General features: G+C 50.5%; 22 protein-coding genes. 12 read left to right on the top strand and 10 right to left on the bottom strand.

Annotated features, from left to right (window positions below; translation table 11 throughout):
* Positions 1-6: 6 nt before the first annotated feature.
* Positions 7-861: an SDR family oxidoreductase gene (locus NH395_RS12630; RefSeq protein ID WP_253025296.1), complete on the bottom strand. Its 855-nt coding sequence runs from the start codon at positions 859-861 to the stop codon at positions 7-9.
* Positions 862-1,210: 349 nt separating this feature from the next.
* Here NH395_RS12630 and NH395_RS12625 point away from each other — a divergent pair, with 349 nt between their 5' ends.
* Positions 1,211-1,369: a hypothetical protein gene (locus NH395_RS12625; RefSeq protein ID WP_253025294.1), complete on the top strand. Its 159-nt coding sequence runs from the start codon at positions 1,211-1,213 to the stop codon at positions 1,367-1,369.
* A gap of 35 nt (positions 1,370-1,404) precedes the next feature.
* Here the strand turns inward: NH395_RS12625 and xseA are convergent, their stop codons facing one another.
* On the bottom strand, positions 1,405-2,748 hold the full coding sequence (gene xseA, locus NH395_RS12620) for an exodeoxyribonuclease VII large subunit (protein ID WP_253025292.1): 1,344 nt from the start codon (positions 2,746-2,748) through the stop codon (positions 1,405-1,407).
* Positions 2,749-2,752: 4 nt separating this feature from the next.
* Positions 2,753-3,346 (bottom strand): DsbA family protein, encoded by a 594-nt coding sequence (locus NH395_RS12615; protein ID WP_253025290.1) that lies wholly within the window; start codon positions 3,344-3,346, stop codon positions 2,753-2,755.
* Between the two features lie 170 nt (positions 3,347-3,516).
* Here NH395_RS12615 and guaB point away from each other — a divergent pair, with 170 nt between their 5' ends.
* The 5 genes from guaB (at position 3,517) to NH395_RS12590 (ending at position 11,870) form a co-directional block, all read left to right on the top strand.
* On the top strand, positions 3,517-4,986 hold the full coding sequence (gene guaB, locus NH395_RS12610; RefSeq protein ID WP_092829731.1) for an IMP dehydrogenase: 1,470 nt from the start codon (positions 3,517-3,519) through the stop codon (positions 4,984-4,986).
* Positions 4,987-5,075: 89 nt separating this feature from the next.
* Complete coding sequence (gene guaA / locus NH395_RS12605) at positions 5,076-6,653, top strand: glutamine-hydrolyzing GMP synthase (protein ID WP_253025289.1); 1,578 nt, start codon at positions 5,076-5,078, stop codon at positions 6,651-6,653.
* Between the two features lie 117 nt (positions 6,654-6,770).
* Complete coding sequence (locus NH395_RS12600) at positions 6,771-10,232, top strand: hypothetical protein (protein ID WP_253025288.1); 3,462 nt, start codon at positions 6,771-6,773, stop codon at positions 10,230-10,232.
* Positions 10,232-10,684 carry a hypothetical protein gene (locus NH395_RS12595; RefSeq protein WP_253025287.1) on the top strand — a complete coding sequence of 151 codons (453 nt, stop codon included), beginning with the start codon at positions 10,232-10,234 and terminating at the stop codon, positions 10,682-10,684. The genes NH395_RS12600 and NH395_RS12595 overlap by 1 nt, the downstream gene beginning before the upstream one ends.
* Position 10,685: 1 nt before the next feature.
* Positions 10,686-11,870: a response regulator gene (locus NH395_RS12590; protein ID WP_253025286.1), complete on the top strand. Its 1,185-nt coding sequence runs from the start codon at positions 10,686-10,688 to the stop codon at positions 11,868-11,870.
* Positions 11,871-11,949: 79 nt separating this feature from the next.
* Here the strand turns inward: NH395_RS12590 and NH395_RS12585 are convergent, their stop codons facing one another.
* Positions 11,950-12,582: a hypothetical protein gene (locus NH395_RS12585; protein WP_253025285.1), complete on the bottom strand. Its 633-nt coding sequence runs from the start codon at positions 12,580-12,582 to the stop codon at positions 11,950-11,952.
* A gap of 330 nt (positions 12,583-12,912) precedes the next feature.
* Here NH395_RS12585 and NH395_RS12580 point away from each other — a divergent pair, with 330 nt between their 5' ends.
* The 3 genes from NH395_RS12580 (at position 12,913) to NH395_RS18480 (ending at position 13,799) form a co-directional block, all read left to right on the top strand.
* Positions 12,913-13,128, top strand: coding sequence for a hypothetical protein (locus NH395_RS12580; RefSeq protein WP_253025284.1), 216 nt, complete (start codon positions 12,913-12,915; stop codon positions 13,126-13,128).
* A 99-nt stretch (positions 13,129-13,227) separates the two neighbouring features.
* Positions 13,228-13,434, top strand: coding sequence for a hypothetical protein (locus tag NH395_RS12575; RefSeq protein ID WP_253025283.1), 207 nt, complete (start codon positions 13,228-13,230; stop codon positions 13,432-13,434).
* An 83-nt stretch (positions 13,435-13,517) separates the two neighbouring features.
* Positions 13,518-13,799: a DUF4357 domain-containing protein gene (locus NH395_RS18480; RefSeq protein WP_253025282.1), complete on the top strand. Its 282-nt coding sequence runs from the start codon at positions 13,518-13,520 to the stop codon at positions 13,797-13,799.
* On the opposite strand, the gene NH395_RS12565 is transcribed toward NH395_RS18480, so the two are convergent.
* Entirely contained in the window at positions 13,796-14,635 is an 840-nt protein-coding gene (locus NH395_RS12565) for a DMT family transporter (protein WP_253025281.1), read from the bottom strand. The genes NH395_RS18480 and NH395_RS12565 overlap by 4 nt on opposite strands.
* 99 nt (positions 14,636-14,734) lie before the next feature.
* Here NH395_RS12565 and NH395_RS12560 point away from each other — a divergent pair, with 99 nt between their 5' ends.
* Positions 14,735-15,637 carry a LysR family transcriptional regulator gene (locus tag NH395_RS12560; RefSeq protein WP_253025280.1) on the top strand — a complete coding sequence of 301 codons (903 nt, stop codon included), beginning with the start codon at positions 14,735-14,737 and terminating at the stop codon, positions 15,635-15,637.
* Positions 15,638-15,926: 289 nt separating this feature from the next.
* Positions 15,927-17,039 carry a Fic family protein gene (locus NH395_RS12555; RefSeq protein WP_253025278.1) on the top strand — a complete coding sequence of 371 codons (1,113 nt, stop codon included), beginning with the start codon at positions 15,927-15,929 and terminating at the stop codon, positions 17,037-17,039.
* A gap of 43 nt (positions 17,040-17,082) precedes the next feature.
* On the opposite strand, the gene NH395_RS12550 is transcribed toward NH395_RS12555, so the two are convergent.
* Positions 17,083-18,003 (bottom strand): DMT family transporter, encoded by a 921-nt coding sequence (locus tag NH395_RS12550; RefSeq protein WP_253025277.1) that lies wholly within the window; start codon positions 18,001-18,003, stop codon positions 17,083-17,085.
* Positions 18,004-18,096: 93 nt separating this feature from the next.
* Here NH395_RS12550 and NH395_RS12545 point away from each other — a divergent pair, with 93 nt between their 5' ends.
* The gene (locus tag NH395_RS12545) at positions 18,097-19,005 is read left to right on the top strand and encodes a LysR substrate-binding domain-containing protein (protein ID WP_253025275.1); all 909 of its coding nucleotides are present in this window, start codon (positions 18,097-18,099) and stop codon (positions 19,003-19,005) included.
* A gap of 96 nt (positions 19,006-19,101) precedes the next feature.
* On the opposite strand, the gene NH395_RS12540 is transcribed toward NH395_RS12545, so the two are convergent.
* From NH395_RS12540 to NH395_RS12525, 4 genes are all read right to left on the bottom strand, one after another.
* Positions 19,102-19,530 carry a hypothetical protein gene (locus NH395_RS12540; protein WP_253025273.1) on the bottom strand — a complete coding sequence of 143 codons (429 nt, stop codon included), beginning with the start codon at positions 19,528-19,530 and terminating at the stop codon, positions 19,102-19,104.
* Positions 19,517-19,849, bottom strand: a complete 333-nt coding sequence (locus NH395_RS12535) for a helix-turn-helix transcriptional regulator (protein WP_253025271.1) — start codon at positions 19,847-19,849, stop codon at positions 19,517-19,519. The genes NH395_RS12540 and NH395_RS12535 overlap by 14 nt, the downstream gene beginning before the upstream one ends.
* 324 nt (positions 19,850-20,173) lie before the next feature.
* Positions 20,174-20,716 carry a hypothetical protein gene (locus NH395_RS12530; RefSeq protein WP_253025269.1) on the bottom strand — a complete coding sequence of 181 codons (543 nt, stop codon included), beginning with the start codon at positions 20,714-20,716 and terminating at the stop codon, positions 20,174-20,176.
* A 36-nt stretch (positions 20,717-20,752) separates the two neighbouring features.
* Entirely contained in the window at positions 20,753-21,049 is a 297-nt protein-coding gene (locus NH395_RS12525; protein ID WP_253025267.1) for a DUF1330 domain-containing protein, read from the bottom strand.
* Positions 21,050-21,107 lie beyond the last annotated feature (58 nt).

The raw sequence follows: 21,107 nt of genomic DNA, 5'->3' as shown, positions 1-21,107 counted from the left end.
CAGCTGTCAGGTATTGAGAATCACGCCGCCGTTTAGGTGCATCGTCTGCCCGGTCATGTAGGACGATTCTTCGCAGGCCAGATACACGTAGGCAGGCCCCATTTCGCTGGGCTGGCCGGCGCGCTTCATCGGCACCTGACCGCCAAATGAGGCGACCTTGTCGTCGTCAAAACTGGCGGGAATCAGCGGCGTCCATACCGGCCCCGGCGCCACGGCGTTGACCCGAATGCCGCGGTCCATCAGCGACATGGCAAGCGAACGCACCAGGCCCTGAATCGCCCCCTTGGTGGCGGTATAGTCGATCAGCGTGTCGTTGCCTTTAAAGGCGTTGATCGACGAGGTGGCGATGATCGTATCGCCCTCACTCAAGTGGGGTAGTGCGGCCTTGGTCATGTAAAAGTGGCTGAACAGGTTGGTTTGAAAGGTACGCTGCAGCTTGTCGTCGGGGATCTCGCTGATATCGCGCCAGTCGTACTGCTCAGCCGCGTTATTGACGACGATATTCAGCTTGCCGAACTCTTTCAGGGTACGCTTGACGATCTCTCGACAGAAGCTGGGCGCGCCCACATCGCCCTTGAGGACCAGACAGCGGCGACCCTCGGCCTCAACCAGCCGTTGCGTTTCTTTGGCGTCCTGGGTTTCCTTCAAGTGCACGATCACGCTGTCGGCACCTTCCCGTGCGTAATGCACCGCCACTGCGCGACCGATGCCGCTGTCGCCGCCGGTAATAATCGCCACTTTATCCAGCAGCTTGTCGGCTCCTTTATAGCTTTCACGAATAAACTCGGGTTCCGGGCGCATGGCGTGTTCGTCGCCCGGCTGTTTGGCTTGATGCTGAGGGGGTTGTTGCGGATCGCTCATGTGCGGTCACTCCTTTGTTGGCACAAAAAGGTAAAATGCAGCAGGTGCCAGCCTCCTTGGGCACCCTTTTTTAATGTAGACCCGGCTCGCCAGTAGAGGCAAACCGGGCCATCTACAGCATGGCGTAAGCCGAAATCCACACGATAGTGACAGTCGATGTGCCTTATTTAGTTTGCTAATCACCTTTCTGAATACCATGGTTCTTATAGGGTGTTGTTTTTAAATTATTTTTTAATTCGAAGGGGATGGGTGGGCGAGAGGTGCTTAATTGCAAGTTACGCGTGACGCACTACAGTGAAGACAGGCAACGTAATGTGCCGAGCATTATTAACCGCAAGGAGTACGCGTTATGTCTCATCCCGACAGGAAAGACGAGAAATCATCACCCAAGCCTAAGGACGAACACTACAGTGAAGCCAATCCGATGCCGGATACGCATCATGTAAACCCTGAGTCCGAAGACTCGCCCCAGAAGCCGGGCAAGGACAGGCAAAAAGACAAGCAGTAAGCCAGGTTAATCCCGTCAACTCAGCAATCGCGGCGCTACCCCTTGTAGCGCCGTTTTACTTCCACGCTCAGCTTGCCTTCGCCTAGCTGTAGCTTGAGCTTCTGCCCGGGCGTCGTTTCTTCCGCGCTGCGCACGATCTGCCCCTGCTCGTCCTGGGCGATGGCATAGCCGCGCCCCAATACCGCCAGCGGGCTGACCGCATTGAGCTCCCGGGCGGCACTGGTTAACCGGGCCTGGCGAGTTTCCAGCTGGCGCTGCATGGCAACGCCCAGGCGGCGACGTAACAGGCTTACCCGTTCTTGCTCGGCACGGTGCAGTTTGACCATATCCTGGCTGGCCAGGCGTCGGCTCAATTGCGATACCTGCGCTTTCTGTTGGGTGAGCGTTTGCTGCATGGCGCGGCTCAAGCGCTGGTGGAGCGAGGTTAAATGCTGGCGCTGGCGATTGAGCTGCTCGCCGGGGTGGCGCAGGCGGGCACGCAGGGTATCCAGCCGCTGACTGTCCCGCTCCAGGCGTGCCTGCATGGCCCGCATCAGGCGGTTTTCATGGTGGTCAAGCTGGCGCTTGAGGGTGTGCTGGTCGGGCACCAGGCGCTCGGCCGCGGCGGAAGGCGTGGGCGCGCGCATGTCGGCGGCAAAATCCGCCAGGGTGATATCCACCTCGTGGCCCACCGCCGACATCACCGGCAGCCGCGAATGGAATATCGCCCGCGCCAGGTGCTCGTTGTTGAACGCCCACAAATCTTCCAGGCTGCCGCCGCCGCGGGTGATCAGGATGGCATCGCGCTCCGGGTCCAGCCGCACCTGGCGATTGAGCAATGCCAGCGCCGATATCATCGCAGGCGCCGCCTCGGCGCCCTGTACCGGTACCGGAATCAGCGTGACATCCGCCAGCGGCCAGCGGGCGGCCAATACCGCCAAGACGTCGCGAATGGCTGCGCCGGTCCCCGAGCTTAAAATCAACAGCTTGCGCGGCGGAAAGGGCAGGGGACGCGCATTGGCAAACACGCCTTCGCCATCCAGTTGGGCTTTCAGGCGCTCGAACGCCGCCAGCAGCTCGCCCAGCCCCGCGGCCTGAACGGCCTCGGCAATCAGTTGATAATCGCCGCGGGGTTCGAACAGCGACACCCGCCCGCGCAGCTTGACCTGATCGCCATCGCGCATCGGCGCTGACACAAACCGCGCCCGCTGACGAAACAGCGCACAACGAATCTGCGCCCGGTCGTCCTTCAGGGTGAAGTAAACATGCCCGGACGCGGGGCGCGAGACGTTGGAAAGCTCACCCTCTACCCACACCTCGCCCACGTCGCGCTCGAGGGTCTGCTTGGCGCGCTGGTTGAGCTGGCTGACGGAAAGCGCTTGAGGCGTGGAAGAGGACATAATATCAGGCGCGCTCGGTGAGGAAGTGTTTCAACGCCGCCGGGTCGGGGACGCACTGGATCGTTTCGCCGTCGATGATCAAGGTAGGCACCGATTGGATACGTGCTTCGTCAACCGCGTGGCGCAGTGCCGCCTGATGGCGTTCGCGGTAATGGCCCTGTTCCAGCGCTTCCAGCACCGCCTGGCGCTCCAGCCCGACGGAGTCGGCAATGTCGGCCAGCACGTTCGGGTCGCCAATATCGCGTTCCTGCTGGAAGAACGCTTTCAGGGTGGCCATCGAATAGGCGTGGCCAACGCCGTGGTCTTCCGCCATGGCGAAGACTTCAAAGGCCTTGTCGGTGCGCGGCTGCGGCGAAATATTGGGCAGCTTGATGGGCACGCCTAGTTTCTCGGCCATGGGGTAGACCGCCTCGCGCCACACTTTGGGCAGGTAAGGGTCTTCGACCTTCAAGGTGGGCACCGGCGCCGGGCGCAGCTCGAACGGGCGCCATTGGATGTCGACGTCCAGGCCTTCGGTGGCTTCGGCAAGCACCTCTTCGGCCAGCAGGCAGAAGGGGCAGACGTAATCGCTGTAAACAATGATTTTCTGGGTCAACACGCACCCCTTGTGTCGGTAAATGAGTCAGCTATCAGGCTACCATCAATCGTCATTGTCCATTGGTATAAGCGTAATGGCGTCTCTGCATTGCTGGAACAGCCCTCTACCCGTTATAATGGGGGATTAACTTTTCACGCCCCGTCTTCCACTTCAAATTGGGTGTTGCCGCTATGCTACGTATGGCTCAAGAAGCACTTACGTTCGACGACGTACTCCTCCTGCCCGGTTATTCGGACGTTCTCCCCAAGAATGTTAACCTTAAAACCCGCCTGACCCGCAATCTCTCGCTTAACATTCCGCTTGTCTCCGCTGCGATGGACACGGTGACCGAAGCGCGTTTGGCGATTGCCATGGCGCAGGAAGGTGGCATTGGTATCATTCACAAAAGCATGACCATGTCGCAGCAGGCCGCTGAAGTGCGCAAGGTGAAAAAGCACGAAAGCGTGATCGTTAAAGACCCGATTACCGTCAGCCCCAAAGCCAAGCTCGAAGACCTGCTCGCCATGGCGCGCGAGTACGGGTTCTCCGGTTTTCCGGTGGTCGAAGGCGAAACCCTGGTGGGTATTGTGACCGAGCGCGACATGCGCTTCCAGCCCAACCACGGCGACAGCGTGGCCGACATCATGACCCCCCGCGATCGGTTGGTCACCGTGCCGGAAGGCACCCAGCTCGAAGAAAGCAAAGCCAAGATGCGCGAACACCGCATCGAAAAAATGCTGATCGTTGACGACGCCTTCCACCTGCGCGGCCTGGTGACCTTCCAGGACATCGAAAAAGCCCGCACCTACCCGATGGCCGCCAAGGACAGCGATGGCCGTCTGCTGGTAGGCGCTGCCGTGGGTACCGGCCCGGAAACCCCGGACCGCATCGCGGCGCTGGCCGAAGCCGGTGTCGACGTAATTGTGGTGGATACCGCCCACGGCCACTCCGAAGGCGTGATTGACCGCGTTCGCTGGATCAAGGAACACTTCCCGGCCATTCAGGTGATTGGCGGCAACATCGCCACCGCCGCCGCCGCCAAGGCACTGGCCGAGGCGGGCGCCGATGCGGTGAAAGTCGGCATCGGCCCCGGTTCTATCTGCACCACGCGGATCGTCACCGGCGTGGGTGTACCGCAAATCACCGCCGTCTCCAACGTGGCTGAAGCGCTCAAAGAGTACGACATTCCGTTGATCGCCGACGGCGGTATCCGTTTCTCCGGCGACCTTTCAAAAGCCATTGCCGCTGGCGCAAGCGCGGTGATGGTGGGTGGCCTGCTGGCCGGTACCGAAGAAGCCCCGGGCGAAGTGGAGCTTTACCAGGGCCGTACCTACAAGGCCTACCGCGGCATGGGCTCTATGGGCGCCATGTCCGAGAATCAGGGCAGTGCCGACCGCTACTTCCAGGATAAAGCCGAAGGCGCCGAAAAATTGGTGCCGGAAGGCATCGAAGGCCGCGTACCTTACAAAGGCGTGATGGGCGCCATCGTCCACCAGCTGATGGGCGGCCTGCGTGCCTCCATGGGTTACACCGGCTGCAGCACTATTCAAGAGATGCGCACCAAGCCGGAATTCGTGAAAATCACCGGCGCTGGCTTTAACGAATCCCACGTCCACAACGTGCAGATCACCAAAGAAGCTCCCAACTACCGGGTGAGCTAACCAGCGCTTTAGTTCAATAGCGGCGGGCATGGCTCGCCGCTTGCTTTTTGGCCTTACCGTGGCCCCGCCCCGCTTAACGAGATACCGCCATGAGTGACATTCACGCCCACAAGATCCTGATTCTCGACTTCGGCTCCCAGTACACCCAGTTGATCGCCCGCCGGGTCCGCGAAATCGGTGTGTATTCCGAAGTTCGCGCCTTCGATATCACCGAAGAAGAGATCCGCGAGTACAACCCCAACGGCATTATCATGGCCGGTGGGCCGGAGTCCGTCACCGAGCTGGATTCCCCGCGTGCGCCGCAGTGCGTGTTTGACATGGGCCTGCCGGTGTTTGGCATCTGCTACGGCATGCAGACCATGGCCGAGCAGCTGGGCGGCAAGGTAGAAGGCTCCAACCAGCGCGAATTCGGCTACGCCCAGATCCGCCTGGACGAACCTACTGCGCTGTTCAACGACATCAAGGATCACGTGGACCACGAGACCGGCAAAGCGCTGCTGGACGTCTGGATGAGCCACGGCGATAAAGTCGCCCAGGCGCCGGACACCTTCACCGTGACCGCCTCCACGCCGAGTTGCCCGATTGCCGCCATGGCCTGGGAAGAGAAACAGTTCTACGGCGTACAGTTCCACCCGGAAGTGACCCACACTCTTCAAGGCCAGCGCATTCTCGAGCACTTCGTGCTGGATATCTGTAAAGCCGAGAAGCTGTGGACGCCCGCGCAGATCATCGAAGACCAGGTACAGCGCGTACGCGAGCAAGTGGGCGACCGCCACGTACTGCTGGGCCTCTCCGGTGGTGTGGATTCTTCCGTGGTCGCCGCGCTGCTGCACAAGGCGATTGGTACCCAGTTGACCTGCGTCTTCGTGGATAACGGCCTGCTGCGCAAAGCGGAAGGCGACCAGGTCATGGAAACCTTCGCCAAGCACATGGGCGTGAAAGTCATCCGTGTGGATGCCGAAGACCTGTTCCTCGACAAACTGAAGGGCGAAAACGACCCCGAGATCAAGCGCAAGATCATCGGCAACACCTTCATCGACGTGTTCGATGACGAAGCCAGTAAAATCGAGGATGTGGACTTCCTCGCCCAGGGCACCATCTACCCGGACGTGATCGAATCCGCCGCCTCCAAGACCGGCAAGGCCCACGTGATCAAATCCCACCACAACGTGGGCGGCCTGCCGGAAACCATGAAGCTCAAGCTGGTTGAACCGCTACGCGAACTGTTCAAGGACGAAGTGCGCAAACTCGGCCTGGAACTCGGCCTGCCCTACGACATGGTCTACCGCCACCCCTTCCCGGGGCCGGGCCTGGGCGTGCGTATCCTGGGTGAAGTCAAAAAAGAATACGCCGACATCCTCCGCGAAGCCGACGCCATCTTCATCGAAGAGCTGCGCAATGCCGGTTGGTACGAAAAAACCAGCCAGGCCTTCGCCGTGTTCCTGCCGGTCAAGTCAGTCGGCGTCGTCGGCGATGGCCGCCGCTACGAATGGGTCATCGCGCTACGCGCGGTCGAAACCATCGACTTCATGACCGCCCGCTGGGCGCACCTGCCTTATGAACTGCTGGAGAAGGTCTCCAACCGGATTATCAATGAGTTGGAAGGGGTGTCGCGCGTTACCTATGACGTGAGTAGTAAGCCGCCTGCTACTATTGAGTGGGAGTGAAAGTCTAGATTAAACTGATAAAAAGACCCTAAGCGCAAGCTAGGGTTTTTTTCTAGAAATCTCTGCATGTTATTAATTAATAATTGGTTTTTAAATTTTTAGAAAAGGCGTGCTTTTATGCGAAGAAATATAAAAAAAAATCATAACAAAAAAGTGTTTAAAGCTGTTTTTAATGCGAAGTCTTCCGGGCGAGCTAAGTATAATTTTTTTAATGATTTAACATTCAGAGAGATTAAAGAAGGCTTCCACGTTGCAGCTAAGAGTTATTTTTTTAATGATGCCGTATTACTTACTAAACTTGGAGGCATGGAAAGTTACCTGAAGTACAAAACACCTTATGCAGATGTGGAAAAGAATATCGCATGGTGTTTATCTTTGATTTTGCATCATAAAGACGATATTCAGTTTGCTATTGAGTGCGATCAAAAAGTTCATGACCTAATTGTTAGGGGTGAATATGAAGAATTATCGAATATTTTAGATAGCGTAGATCTTAGGTGTGGGGTTTCGTTATGGTCTATAATGCTGCGCGCTACAATTGATCCGAACCGTCAACTGGTTTCTCAATTTAGTCAGGCAGGAAAATTTAAGGAGCCAATTGACCCTATTTTTAATTACATATTGACCCATATTGGGCATTATTCAGAGCACGACATTTTTTTCGCAGCTTTAAAAAATCATTCTATTGAAATTGAAAGGTCAGCGCCTGAACCTATAAAAGATTATCTGTTATATGTCCTCTTTGGGCTTGAGGCAGGTCGTTCATATGATTTTGGAAAAATATTTGAAGTGATTAAAGATACATCAATTTTAGATATTTTTATCTTTATGGTCGACTATTTATTGTTTCATACAAATAATAAAGAAGATCTGGAGTCATTATCCTATCCCGCTAAATATATAATTAGAGATTTGAGGGATAATTTTGAATACTATCCTATCTATAGTTTATGCCAGTTTATCGGACTTGAAGCTGACTGGTGTGTGAGTAGTGATGATTTAAATGTTATAGATCTTTACACCAGAGGAGAGTACGAAGAAGTTTGTGCTAAAATAATGAGCTTAGGCACATCGGATATTAGTTTTCCGATTTTTGAAATCGCAGCCAAGTCAAATGCTAGATGTAACACACTTGAGCTGGAGGGCATGAATGATTTAATAAAACATATGAGCAATGTTTTTTTAAAAAATAGTGAGTATGAATATTCTTTGCAATTTTTGGCTTGTGAGGCATATAGCAAAAGGTTTAGTTATTGGTATGCTCAACTTTGGAATTTTACTAGAAAAGAGGCTCTTTTTTCTTCTATTGAGGTACGTAGCCATTATGAAAAGGTGGGATTATTAATGTCGCCACATTGTGGCCCTAAAAGACTGAAGGCTATTTCAGATTATATAAAGAAAAGCTATATATCCTACCTAAGAGAACTAAATAAAAATTCGCCATCATTACATTTACATATGATGTTAGATGGTAAAAATCGTTCAGAAGAATTGCTTGACCTTTCAATATCGAAAGATAGAAAAACAAAATATTTTGGTATTTCATTAATGCAGGAAAAGAATTATAAAGAAGCAGCTGCAGTATTTTCTAAATTACTCAGTTCTAAAGATAGTGTGTTATCAGTGGAGTCTCCACGTCTTCTTATAGAATCCCTCGTAATGGGCGGTGATTATGAAGAAGCAATAGAAAACTTTGTATCAATATCATTAAGCAATATTAATGTTTTTTCTACTTTCGACACTGATTTCATACTAAATTCTACTAAGCAATATGCTGAAGAAAGTAGCTCAATTAGTATTCCTATAGCATACTCGTTGCACTCTAGGTTTAAAGACTCTCTATATGACCCGAATTTACAATTAGCCTTCGAAAGGTTTACTCTAAGAAATAATGCAATATTTCCAGAAGATTTTTTTGGTAGAGAAGAAGAGCTTGGTCAGCGCGAGCTAAAATATTTTCTAAAATGGATATGTGTTCCTCACGTCATGAAGCTCTATTATCATTTTGATAATATTAGACATACTGAAGAGTCTCGGCTGAGAGTTTGTAACTATTTAATGGAGTCTGGTGACAATGATGAATTTTTAAAAACAGAAGCTAAAGAGATTAATCGTTCTCATATAATGCGTAGAGCCGTTAAAAAAGTAGAAAATAGCCGTGTATACGTAGACACATCTACTTTGGTAGGTCGAGACTCTCAAAAGTATCGAACTTTGTTTGAGAAATATATAGAACTATCACGAAATGATGATTCTTCCGCTCCGAATGAACAGCAACTTTCTGGCCTAGTTGATTCACTAGGGGATCTCTATGCTGCAGGGAGTCCAGAATATTGGAAAAGTTTCTCAATTTTGCATTTGCCAAATGTGAACCCTAGCGCAAAAAACTCTACTTTTTTGAATTTGGCTAAGATGGTAAGAACGGAGTTTGCTTACGGAGATAGAGGGCTAAATAATCATCTTAGCACAAGAATTCGGCATGGAGTTTTACCCAGTGCATTAAGAAAACCGCTGGTAGATGAAAATTTATATATTGCCGAGAGTGCAATAATTGAGGACTGGAAAGATAGTAAAAAAGCTGATGGTAATCGTGGCTTTAATGATGATGAGCTAGATATCATATTTAAAATTTTGAAGGAATTTTCTTCACAATTTGAGACAGTTGTTTCTGGCTTAAATGACGATAGGTTACAAATTTATATATTGGAAGAAGAGTTAGCTAGAAGCAGAGTGTCAAAAGAAGAAAATCATGCAATGTTTGACTACTCTGTGTCGTTGCTTGAATCGTATGCTCTCCAAAAAGAGTTACCTATTTCCCCTAGCTATAATGATTTCGTTAAAGTGGCTATACAATGGCTATGGGATAGGACAGATTATAACTTGCGTCAAGTTCAATTCTATATTGAAAGTGAATTCTCGGCAAAGTTACATAAATTGCTTGATTCCTTAAAGGCAGAAATAGCCCAAAAATGCTCATCATCAAGCCCAATTTCTGATTTTTCAAATAGTGTGGACCGAGCTAAAGGATCATTGTCTTCTCAATTGGAGTTGGTTTATTCATGGTTTGCTCATACAGATGTTGATGAAAGCGAAGATTATGATATTGAAACTGCAATAAATATTGCAAAAAGGACACTAAATGTTGAAGTGGAACTAAAACAGGAAGTAACTTGTAAGTTTTCTGAAAGAAATCTTTCATATATGGTAGATGTGTTTTTTATTCTCTTTGAAAATGCGATTTCCAAATCAAATATTGATAAAAACAGACTAAGAATATCCTTAATTATAAGAATGGTAGATGGCTTTCTTGTAATTTCATCAAAAAATAATTGTAATTATACTGGGGGAATTGCGAAGAGAAACCAAGCCTTAGGCTTCTATAGAGACGCTTATGGTAAAGAAGACGTGATAAAAGATGTTTTGCAAAAAGAAGGTGGTACGGGGTTTTTTAAACTTTGGAAAATTTTAGAAAAAGATCTTGATGTGAAACATGAGTTTGATATATTTTTCGATAGCGATGGATTTTTTAATGTCAGCTTGAAACTTTTCGAGAACAATAGCTTAAGGGTGGTATTATAATGAAGGTGCTTATAGTAGAAGACCAGAAAGAAAAAGGCGAAGATATAGAAGGATATTTAAAAGAAATAATAGGCCCTGAATTGAAAATTGAAATTTGTCAGTCTTTACGTTCTGGATTAAAAGCGCTATTGATGAATGGCCATGTTGATCTAGTGCTCTTGGATATGAGTATGCCAAACTATGATCCAGGGCCAGATGACCCCGTTGGAGGGACACCCGAAAGTTTCGCGGGTAAAGAGCTACTTGCGCAAATGTCTTTGAGAAAGCTCTATTACCCCGTTATTGTAATAACTCAATATGCTACTTTTGCAAAAGGTAAGATAGATTTAAAAGATTTAGATAAGTTTTTTATGTCAGAATATTCTAGTTTTTATTGTGGGTCTGTTTATTATAGCTCTGCTGAAAGAGCTTGGAAAGATGATTTAAAAAAGCTTTTAGATAAGGTGTTTTAAGATGATTAGAGTGTTAGTAGTAGATGATAATTATAGCAAAACTGCTGCAGTAGCTAAGTCATGCCATGAGCTTTCTTGTGAAGTAGAGTGCTGTCATTCTGCTAAAGAAGCGATCAAGCTTATGCGTGAACAAAAATTTGAACTTCTTATTGTAGACTTGCAAATACCTAATGAAATTGGAGGAAATGTTGAATTTGATGGAGGAGAAAATCTTGCAAAATACTGTGCTGGTAGTGATCTAATAAATAAACCTTTATATATTATTGGGATGACATCCCATCTAGATTCATTTCAAAAGAGTCAGAAGTTTTTTAATGATTCTGGGTGGCCTTTAGTGCTTTCTCAAGATGGGTTTGTCGATATAAAGTCGATTATTGAAAATAAAGCCTCTCATTCTCCAAAACGAGAATTAAAAGCCGATGTAGCTGTTGTTACTGCACTTTATAAGGTAGAGTTTGAGGCGCTGCTCGATTGGGAAGTTAAGTGGGAGGAGCTACATGTCGAAGGTGATAGCAATGTTTATTACACTACTGATATAATAAATTCGAGGGGGAAGTCTTTAAAAATTGTTGCAACTAGTTGTTCACGCATGGGCATGGTGTCCGCTGCAGCTACAACTATGAAGCTATGTGAAAAATTTAACCCTGAAATTGCTATTATGGTTGGTATTGCAGCAGGTGTAGAAGGTAAAGCTAATGTTGGTGATATTTTAGTAGCTGACCCTTGTTGGGATTGGGGAAGCGGAAAGAGCACTGTAGTTGATGGAGAAGCCAGGTTGTTAAGTGCACCGCATCAAATTCAGATTGATCCTATTATAAGGGCTAAATTCCAAAGAATTTCTACCGAACGTAAGTATTTAGATGCAATTGCAACTGCATGGCCAGCTAATCAAAGGCCAAGTTATCCATTAAATCTTATAGTCGGACCAGTAGCTTCTGGAGCCGTAGTTTTAGAAAATACCAACACTGTTAGAGATATTGTTCGACAGCACCGAGAAACAATTGGTGTGGAAATGGAGGCGTATGGTTTCAGTTATGCCATTAGCATCAGTTCAAGTTTGACTAGAAATTTGGTTGTTAAATCTGTTTGTGATTTTGCAAACCTTGAAAAAAATGATGACTGGCAAGCGTATGCAGCTTATACAAGTGCTCAGCTTACTTATATGTATATTGTGAATGAGCTTTAGTCTTTATTATTTAATTAAATAATTGGTGCGATAATTTATAATGTGGTTTTATGTTATAGTTTTTATGGCCTATCTTCTTCTAGTTAAGTTTATTGGTTGTGATGTTTTTTTGAATTTTTCTAATGTGTTGAATAGACTTATGTTTTTTTCCAGCTTTACCAAGCTCATAAAAAGAATGAACTGTTCCAACAGTTAATGTTAATAGTAAAATTGAGTAAGCATATATCTGTGTGTTGTTTTCGAGCGTCATCGCATTTGGTTTGAAAAATATTAAAAACCAGAGAGACCCGATAGAGGTAGCATAATAAATAAAAATTAAAATAGATTTTATTATATCAATAACTTTGTTACCAGATTTCCTTATAATAACTCTATTTATTGCGCAGAAGTAATAAAGGTGTCCTGCTTTTTGGTAGCTCTCTACAGCCTCTTCAGGCTCTGGAGTATTCAAGCAGATTATAAATAGCTTAATACATGTAGACCTCTGGTCGCAGTAATCATAAATTGCGTGACGAAGCAAACCTATATCTTCACGAGTATTAGGATATTTGTTTTTTGATCGCCTTGCTAGATCAAGCAGCCTTGCTTTTTTTTCAAAGTGATGCTGTTTAGTAAATGCTAGCCGGTTATGAAAGAATTTAGCTACAGTAATGACGGCAACAACTATTGCGCTTCCTGCTGCTATCAAGTTGCTCATTGACAGTGAATCCATGCTAACTTATGCCTTAATTAGATTTTTCTGGAATGATGATTAGACATTAAATGGCTCCTAAAGGCAAATCCCGTTCAAACCTGAAGTTTTAAACGAGTTACTGATTGCGCTTAGCATATTTCGGTTTGAAATTTAGTGAGCTAACGATACATTGTATAGCTCTAGTTTTGGTCGCTTCAAGTTAACTCACAGGGTGTTATATTTCAATAAGTTATCAGCACCCACGAGGCGCCGATGGATAAGTAACTCGGCAGCTTGAGTTTTGTAACAGGCATCAGCATTATCCAATAGCTAGATATTTTTTTAATTACCTTTCAATAGTAATTCAATATGACATCCACCCAAGCCCGCCCAGCCTCCATTCGCATCTTTTTAGCTGATGGCAACCCTGAAGGACTGCCTGTGGTCGAGAAATCCAACTGGATGGGCAGGGCGGTAGTGGCTAATCGCTCACAGCTTGAGTGTGCGCTGGCAAGAAGCGAAATTGTTCAGCCGGACGTATATGTGCAGACCGGGCAAACGGAAGAAGGTGCTGCCAAGCTGTAAGTTGGCGAGGCCGATGCACTCGGCGAGCGCATCAAACAGCATGTGGCATACAAGGAGTTTTGGACGCGGGCAATCGCTTTTACCAGCACCAACGAAGGCTTGAACAAGACCAACGTGTGCTATCTGGAGGCGCGTTTGCTAGCGCTGTCTAAAGCCGTGAATCAATGGGCGGTGGAGAATACCGCTTATCCTTCACCACCACCGCTGAACGAAGCCGATAGTGCCTATGCTGAATGGTTTTTGGACGAGATGCTGGTGATCTTTCCGCTACTGTGCATTGATGCGTTTGAAGCGGCGAGTGGCTAAGCGAGTACTCATCATCAGAACACGTCGAGCCACCTCTCACGCTATATCTAAATGAACGAGGGGCAGAAGGCACTGGCAGAGAAGTGGCAGATGGCTTCGTGGTCTTTAAAGACTCGTTAGCTCGCGTCGAAGAAACAGTTTTTATTCACGACCACATGCGCGAACAACGCCAGCTGCTTCAAGAGCGCGGCGTGCTGGCACCTATGAATAGAAAGCTGGTGTTCACCCAGGATTTTCATTTTTCATCCCCTTCTACGACGGCAGGTTTATTGGTTGGCAGCAGCCCCAATGGTCGGCGCGCCTGGAAAGATGCGAGCAGAAAAACGTTGAAGGCTATTCAAGATGTGCGTGTCTCAGGTGTTTAAACATCCCCTGCCACAATCAACACCATCGCCAAAATCGAAAGCTCTATCCCCACCACATTGGCGCCGCTAACCCTTTCTCTGCGCACCAGCGAGCCAAACACGACCGGTATTAGTGGGTACATCGACACAATCACGATGCTAATAATGGCAAGTTGCCCCTCCCGCGATAACGCATACAGCGTGAGCCCCAATGCACTGATGCCGCCCGCTGCGGTTGCCAGCAGTGGAAAGCGCTTTTGTGCTGTGTGTGCGTGTTGATAAAAGGGCAGACAACATATAGCGCCGCTGAGCATGCAGAGGGCGATGCCATAGAAAGCGCTTGGCTCAGGCACTTGACCTAGGAAGTGAAGCTGCAAGGCAAACCCTAAGCCTGCTCCTAAACCCAATAGCAGGCCCGCTCTGGTGCTGCTGCTCATCCGCGTTTTGCTCGGTTTACCCCCGCCCGCCGTTAACCAGATGGCGGGCAGGGCGATCATCACGCCTAGCCATACCCAGGCATTGGGCCGCTCGCCCAGGAAAGCCAGCGAAAGCCCGAGGGCGATGGAGACCATTGCGACCGCGCTAACAGGCACCACGATAGCGAAGGGCGATCGAGATAGCCCTTGGTAAAGCAGCCATGCCCCAAGGGCGGAGCCGATGCCCGCCAGCGTGCCCCATACCCACACGGTTGGCTCCCAGGTGGAAAAGAGCAGTGCGCTCACAAAGCCGACAAGCGCGCCGCCCAGATGTGTATAAAACGCAATGTTGAGCGGCGGGTAAAAACGGGCGAGCAAACCATTGATAAAGTGCGTACTGCCGAGAAGCACCATGGCGCTTAGCGCAAGGGCGATAGACATGCGGGCTCCGGGTCACGATGATAAGGGAAGGGCCAGCATAGAAGCCGCTAACGTGCCGCTGGAAACTCGATTAGGTCATGGTCACCATGAGGAGTTGTGATGATCAGAGGGGCGGATATTTCCATTGCCCAACTTCGCGCGCTGCTTGCCGTGGCGGAAGCGCAGTCTTATACCCGTGCGGCGGAGCGCCTTGGCGTTAGCCAGTCGGGTGTGAGTCATTCCATGCAGGCACTGGAGAAGCTGGCAGGTGGCCCGCTGATGATAAAAAGCCCAGAAGGGCTAGTACCCACCGCGTTAGCAGAGTTAGTGCTTACTAGTGCCAGGAAGGTGGTAGGTGAGCTTCAGGTATTAAATCAGCAAGTGGCCCAGTTCCATGATGAGGTGGATGAAACGCTGAAAATAGGTGTTATTCCCAGTGCGTTATCTGGCTGGTTGTCGCCTCAGCTTGCGAGCTTCACGAGCCGCTACCCGGATGCCATCAGCCTTGTTCTTGAGGGCATGGAAGAAGAGATAAAGGAGTGGGTGGAAAGCGGCGTGATCAGCATGGGCATCACAACCGATGTCACCCAGCTTAATCTCACCTACTGGCGTGAGCACTTTGATTGGCAGCTATTAAAGAAGGACGAGATTGTTGCCGTACTGCCCGCAAGCCATCCACTCAGCAAACAATCCAGCGTGACGGTGGCTGAACTGGCTGAGCACCCGCTTATTATGTCGTCAGGCGGTTGTGAGGCGCTTATCCAGCAGATATTTGCCCACTCGCTGGAGGAAGTCGATACCTTCCAGGTGGATTTTTGGGTACGCGATACGCGAACGTTATTGCAGATGGTCGCTGGCGATGTTGGCGTGAGCCTGGTGCCCACATTGGCGTTAAGTAATAAGCCGACGGCCAACGTGGTGACGTTGCCGTTATCGCCCCGGCGTGACCGGAACCTGATTGCCTTTTGGCCTAAGCGGCAGCCGTTGAATCCTGTGGGTAAGCAACTTTTGAGGGAGTGTTGAGCACGCCCCTTGATACGCAGGTTTGACATTAAGAGTTCAAGATATAGCTAACAGGCTCACTGATGGTGAGTAAAAAAGCTTTTCGGTAAACCTCGCTTCACGCTTCAGCGTCATCTATAGCCAGATATCGCTGTCGCCAATATTTTTAAATCTTCCCTCTCTCGGCTCGGGTCATATGGAACCCTGGCACCAAGTTTCTCTAACCTAACTTCCTTCGTACTAGCCCATGAGCCGAATATAAACCATAATCGGCTCATAATATGATCTGAATAGGGTGTGTGATCGGCTCATGTATATCTGGGAACAGCGCAATTGGCCTTACTTTGAGTGGGATGAATCCTCTCTAAGGCCTACATTGGATGCCGTGCGGTTACTCCAGGGGAGGGTGCTGGGTAAAACCGAGGCTACCCATGGTCAGGCTGATCTGGACGTGGAAATGGATGCGCTGATCCAGAATGCTATTCGTACCAGCGAAATCGAGGGAGAGCGCCTGGACGTTGGCTCTGTGAGGTCTTCCGTTGCCCGCCAGCTAGGTTTAGAGCAGGCAGGTGTGTCTAATCGCACAACACCGGAATCAGAAGCGCTGGTTGAGCTGTTGCTGCAATCTACCCGTCAGTTAGATGAGCCGCTTTCCCGCGAAAAGCTGTGCCTTTGGCAGTCCATGCTGTTTGTGCAAGGCCCTGGCTTGCTAGGGAATATAAGAGTAGGGGAGCTACGTGGCGACCATCCCATGCAAGTGGTATCTGGGCGGCTCGACAAGCCTAATATTCATTTTGAAGCACCGCCCCGTGGGCAGTTGGAGGCAGAGCTGGATGCGTTTATTACATGGTTCAACAATCCACCGCAGGGGCTTGATGCACTGGTTCGCGCCGGGATTGCACACTTATGGCTGATTACCTTGCACCCCTTTGATGATGGAAATGGTCGCGTCACCCGCGCGGTGACGGATAGAGCGCTAGCGCAGGCAGAACAGCAATCCGTCCGCTTCTACTCCCTAAGCGCGGCCATCATGGCGCGCCGCAACGCTTACTACGATCACCTTGAAGGCGCTCAGAAAGGCAGCCTTGATATTACGCCTTGGTTGCTGTGGTTTCTGGATACGCTGAAAGAATCCCTTGAGCAGGCGCTGTTGAGAATCGACCGTGTGCTAATGAAAACCACCTTCTGGCAGCAGCATGCCACCACCGTGCTGAACGAACGCCAGATCAAGGTGCTGAACCGCTTATTGGATTCGGCAGGAGAGGAATTTGAGCAGGGTATCAATGCGCGTAAATACCAATCGCTGGCTAAGGTAAGTAAAGCCACCGCAACACGTGATTTGGCTGAACTGGTAGAAAAGGGCTGTCTCTACAAGCTACCCGGCGGGGGGCGCAGCACGCGTTATTGGGTGCTGCTTGGGTGAGTAACTGCCGAGGATTTCTCATTAGTTCACAAGTAGATAAGCGTCAGATTCGCTGTTGACGCAACACCATCAAACCGCCCATTAAGATCATGCCCATTCCCAGCCACGTCATGGCATCGGGCACTTCGCTGAATAGTAGGTAGCCCCAAAGGCTGGCAAAGATGAGGTAGGCGTAATCAAAGGTGCCGATCAACGCCGAAGGGGCGATTTGATAAGCCCTTGCCACCCCGGTATTCACAATGATCAGTAGTAGCGCGTAGGCGCTGATGATCGCTAGCGTTGTGGTGTCCAGTGGTTGCCAAACAGCAAACAGGAAGGGCGCGCGTTCAGCGATTGATGCTGTGCTGATAATGGCGACCAGCACACTGAAAACGCTGCCTGCCCCAAGAAAGGCTAGATTGAGTCCCAAGGTGAGTATTAAAGGATGCTCTGTTTGGCAGTGGTGGCGTGTCACCAGCATAGCCAGCGCATAAAAGAGGGCGGCGAGCACCGGTAGAAGGGTGGCAGGGGTGAAGGTGTCGCCGCCGGGGCGTAATACCACCACCACACCCAGAAAACCGCAGAGGATGCCTAGCCACGCCAATCGCGAGAGATGCTCGCCTGCCCCAAAAGCAGCCAGCCCGGCAATAAACAGCGGTGTGGTGTAAATCGCGACCGCCGCCACCGAAAGCGGAATCAGCGGTAGTGCTGCGTAATAGGCTATCCACATCAGCAACAGAAGCAGGCTTCTTATCGCCACCCAGCGGCGTGATTTTACCCTGGGGCGGGGGCCTGAATGGCCAATGATCAACCCGAAAAGTATCGGCAGAGATATGGATGACGCGATGACATAGAGCTGCCATAGCGACATACTGGCACTCAGATACTTAACCATAGCGTCGGTCAACGCCAGCAGAAAGACGGCTCCCACGATAAGACTTATGCCCTGTAGGATATTATCTTGTGGTTCAGCGGTGGCCTTCATTGCAGCGTTCCAGAGATGAGTTCCGCTCTAGAATGCCGCTGTCTCTCGCAGTGCTTCAAACGACTTATACGTTACGATGCATGAGCTCAGATTATGGATAACTTCATCAAGTCTCTTCCGCCGCTGGCGACGCTACGCCCCTTTGAGGCTGCCGCCAGGCTTGAAAGCTTTTCACGCGCGGCCGATGAGCTACACCTTACTCAGGCGGCTATCAGCCGACAGATCCGTGCGCTGGAAGAAGACCTTGGTGTGATGCTTTTCGAGCGCCGTCATCGCCGTGTGTTTCTTACCCGCGAGGGGCGCGAGTTTGGCCGTACGGTCTCCCAGGCGCTGGAGAGTATTGCTATGGGAGCTCAGGGGCTGCGTGGCGATCCGGATGATAAGCGCATCGTATTGTTCTGCCAGTTATGCGAAGCGTTCTATTGGCTGATGCCACAGCTGGCTGACTTTAACCGGCGCTACCCTGAAATTGAGATTCAGCTGGCGACGTCGACACGGCCGATCACCGAATTTAGTGGCAACTTCGACATTGCGCTGCAAACCAACGGACGACCCAGCGGGAGCCATCGTGTGGTGTTTACCGCCGAGGACGAGATATTTCCGGTCTGCAGCCCTGCTTACCTGAAAGGGGCCGCTATGCCGTTGAGTCTCACTGCGTTGCTGAACCAGCGGCTACTGCACCACCACGCTGAACCGCCGGACTGGCTGGAGTGGGATGATTGGTTTCGTGCCATGGGGCACTTTGAGTTTTCATCAGCGGAGAGCGCTGTGTTCGATAGCTATCCATTGTTACTGCAAGCGGCTGTCGCGGGGCACGGTATCGCCTTGGGATGGCGGCGCACAACGCAACGGTTAATTGAAAATGGCGAACTGATCCGCCCGGTGTCAGAAAGCTTGCCTCAGCACGATGCCATCGCCCTATACACACGCCAGGGGGCGCCTCAACGCCAAGGCAGCGAAGCATTACTTGGTTGGCTGCGTGAGGTGTTGAGTCATGAGTGATAGTAGGGCTTGTATATGTTCTCCATAACTCTATGAGCCGAATAGATGGGTCAATCGGCGCACGCATCCTTGGGAGCAGCGCCACTGGCCGCCTTTTTAACCGAGCAACTGTGCGCGCGCGGCCTCAAAGCCTTCAAGTAGCGTGCGATGTTCGGCCCCCAGGCCTTCGATGCAATAGCTGTTCAAAAACTGCCGACCGGCAAAGAGCTTCCGGTCAGTCTCGGCGGCCTTGGCACCCATTAGACGGTTGATGATAACCCTGCGGCCCCAAGCGTCAGGCGAGCCGTCACGAAGGCAACTGGCCATTGCCAAGCCAGCGGCCGGTTCGATCAGGCCGCGGCGGAGCGGAAGCTCGTCGTCATAGATGGGTATCGCGTCATCACGCTCCAAATAGCTGGCGCCATAGTTGAAAGCGTAGGTGCCCCTTTGCTGTGTGATTCGGCCAGCCACGACAGGTTGTGTTTCTCCCGGCAGCCAAATCCAGACATAGGCTCCTTTGTGGTCAGTAAGCTTAGAAATCATCATCGACCTCCTGCTTACTAGGGCGAACGCTCTTAGGCAGCAGCGTTAGTTTGTCTTCGAGATGGGCGTTATGAATCGCCAGGGTCCGTTCGTCAACATCGAACAGACGGACGCCGACGAGTGTCGCAACCTCGAAGACGGTGCCGATCTCAGAACCGGCATCGCCGTTTTCGATGTTGCGGAGGGTCCTGCGGGTGATGCCCGCGCGTTCTGCCAGTTCTGTAGCCGTCATTTTGCGCTCCAGACGGCCAGCCTTAATCAACTTGCCAAAGAGTGAGAGCGCCTGCTTCGTGACGCGAGAGTAGCTGCGTGCCCGTTTCATCGCCATTCCGTTTATTTGAGCATTTTAAGATCCATTAATTGTTAAATGGATCTTAAAATGCTCATTATGGACCTGTATGAGCAAGATGCCAAGATCATGGGTAACTTATGACGCGCAGGGCCTGAAGGTGACGCTGGAGCAAGAGACTGTTTAGTTCAGCCAGGCGCAGATGTATAAATTTTTCGGACACGAGCGTTCGATTATTACAAAGCACATCCGCAACGTTTTTAAAGAGGGAGAGTTGGAGCGAAATTCAGTATGTGCAAAGTTTGCACATACTGTCGAAGGTGGAAAAACTTATCAAAAAGAAGGCTGATGGCCGAGCTATTGCGACTGAGGAGAGTTCTTTACCGGTCCTGGCTCTGATTCTGTCTCCGGCTCGATCACGATTTCATGCGCAAGCCGCTCTTTTTCAAGCGCTGCCAAGGCAATTTGATAGCAGTCTTCGATATGACGGTTGCCCATCACCTTCATGGCGGTGAAGCTGATGCTGCCTGCCACGGCACTGCCGATCAGCGGGACGAACTTAGTCACGCCTTTTGCGGCGACCTTGATGCCCATCTTGTTGAGCACCGTCACGATGAGTTTTTTGGTGATGTATTTCCCGGCCAGCTTGCTGCCGGTGTTGGAGATGGCGGTCATCACAAAGAGCTTGGATTCGGTATCCAGGCTTTCGATTTGTTCAGGCGATAAGCCAAATTTTTCATTAATTCGGGGAATCAACCGCATCAAGATGGCCACGTCTGAGCCAAGATCCACCCCGGGGATGGGAATGATCGCCGCCCCGGCAGAAAGGCCTGAACTCCTCGTGACCATCGAATGGCACGACTGCTTGATGGCGTCGAGGTCTTCACGTGACTCGATCATGATGCGGTCCTCTCTTGATAGACGATGGTGTGTTACTTAGGCGCCGTCAATCCCATCCACGATAAACACCCGATAGTCGGCCCCCTGGAAACGGTGCTGGCGGGCTTCCTGGTAGGCGGGGCTTTCATACCAGGCGCGGGCGGCGGCCATATCGGGAAAGCGTAGAATGACGGCCCCTTCCATGGCGCTACCTTCGAGCACTTTGAAATCGCCGTAGAACGCGAGCGGTTCCGGGTCGTGGCCTTCGCGGGCGGCTTTGGCCTTTTCGCTATAGCGCTCCATTTCGTCAGCATCGTGGGTGTGTTCTTTGATCATTACCACATAAGCGGTCATAGGGAGCTCCTCGTCGGTGTGAAATGTGGGTCTGTGCATCATACCTGCCATGGGCAGG

The sequence above is a fragment of the Halomonas sp. Mc5H-6 genome, from assembly GCF_024124705.1.
Classification (GTDB): Bacteria; Pseudomonadota; Gammaproteobacteria; order Pseudomonadales; family Halomonadaceae; genus Vreelandella; species Vreelandella subterranea.
This window is presented reverse-complemented; position numbering and strand designations above follow the sequence as displayed.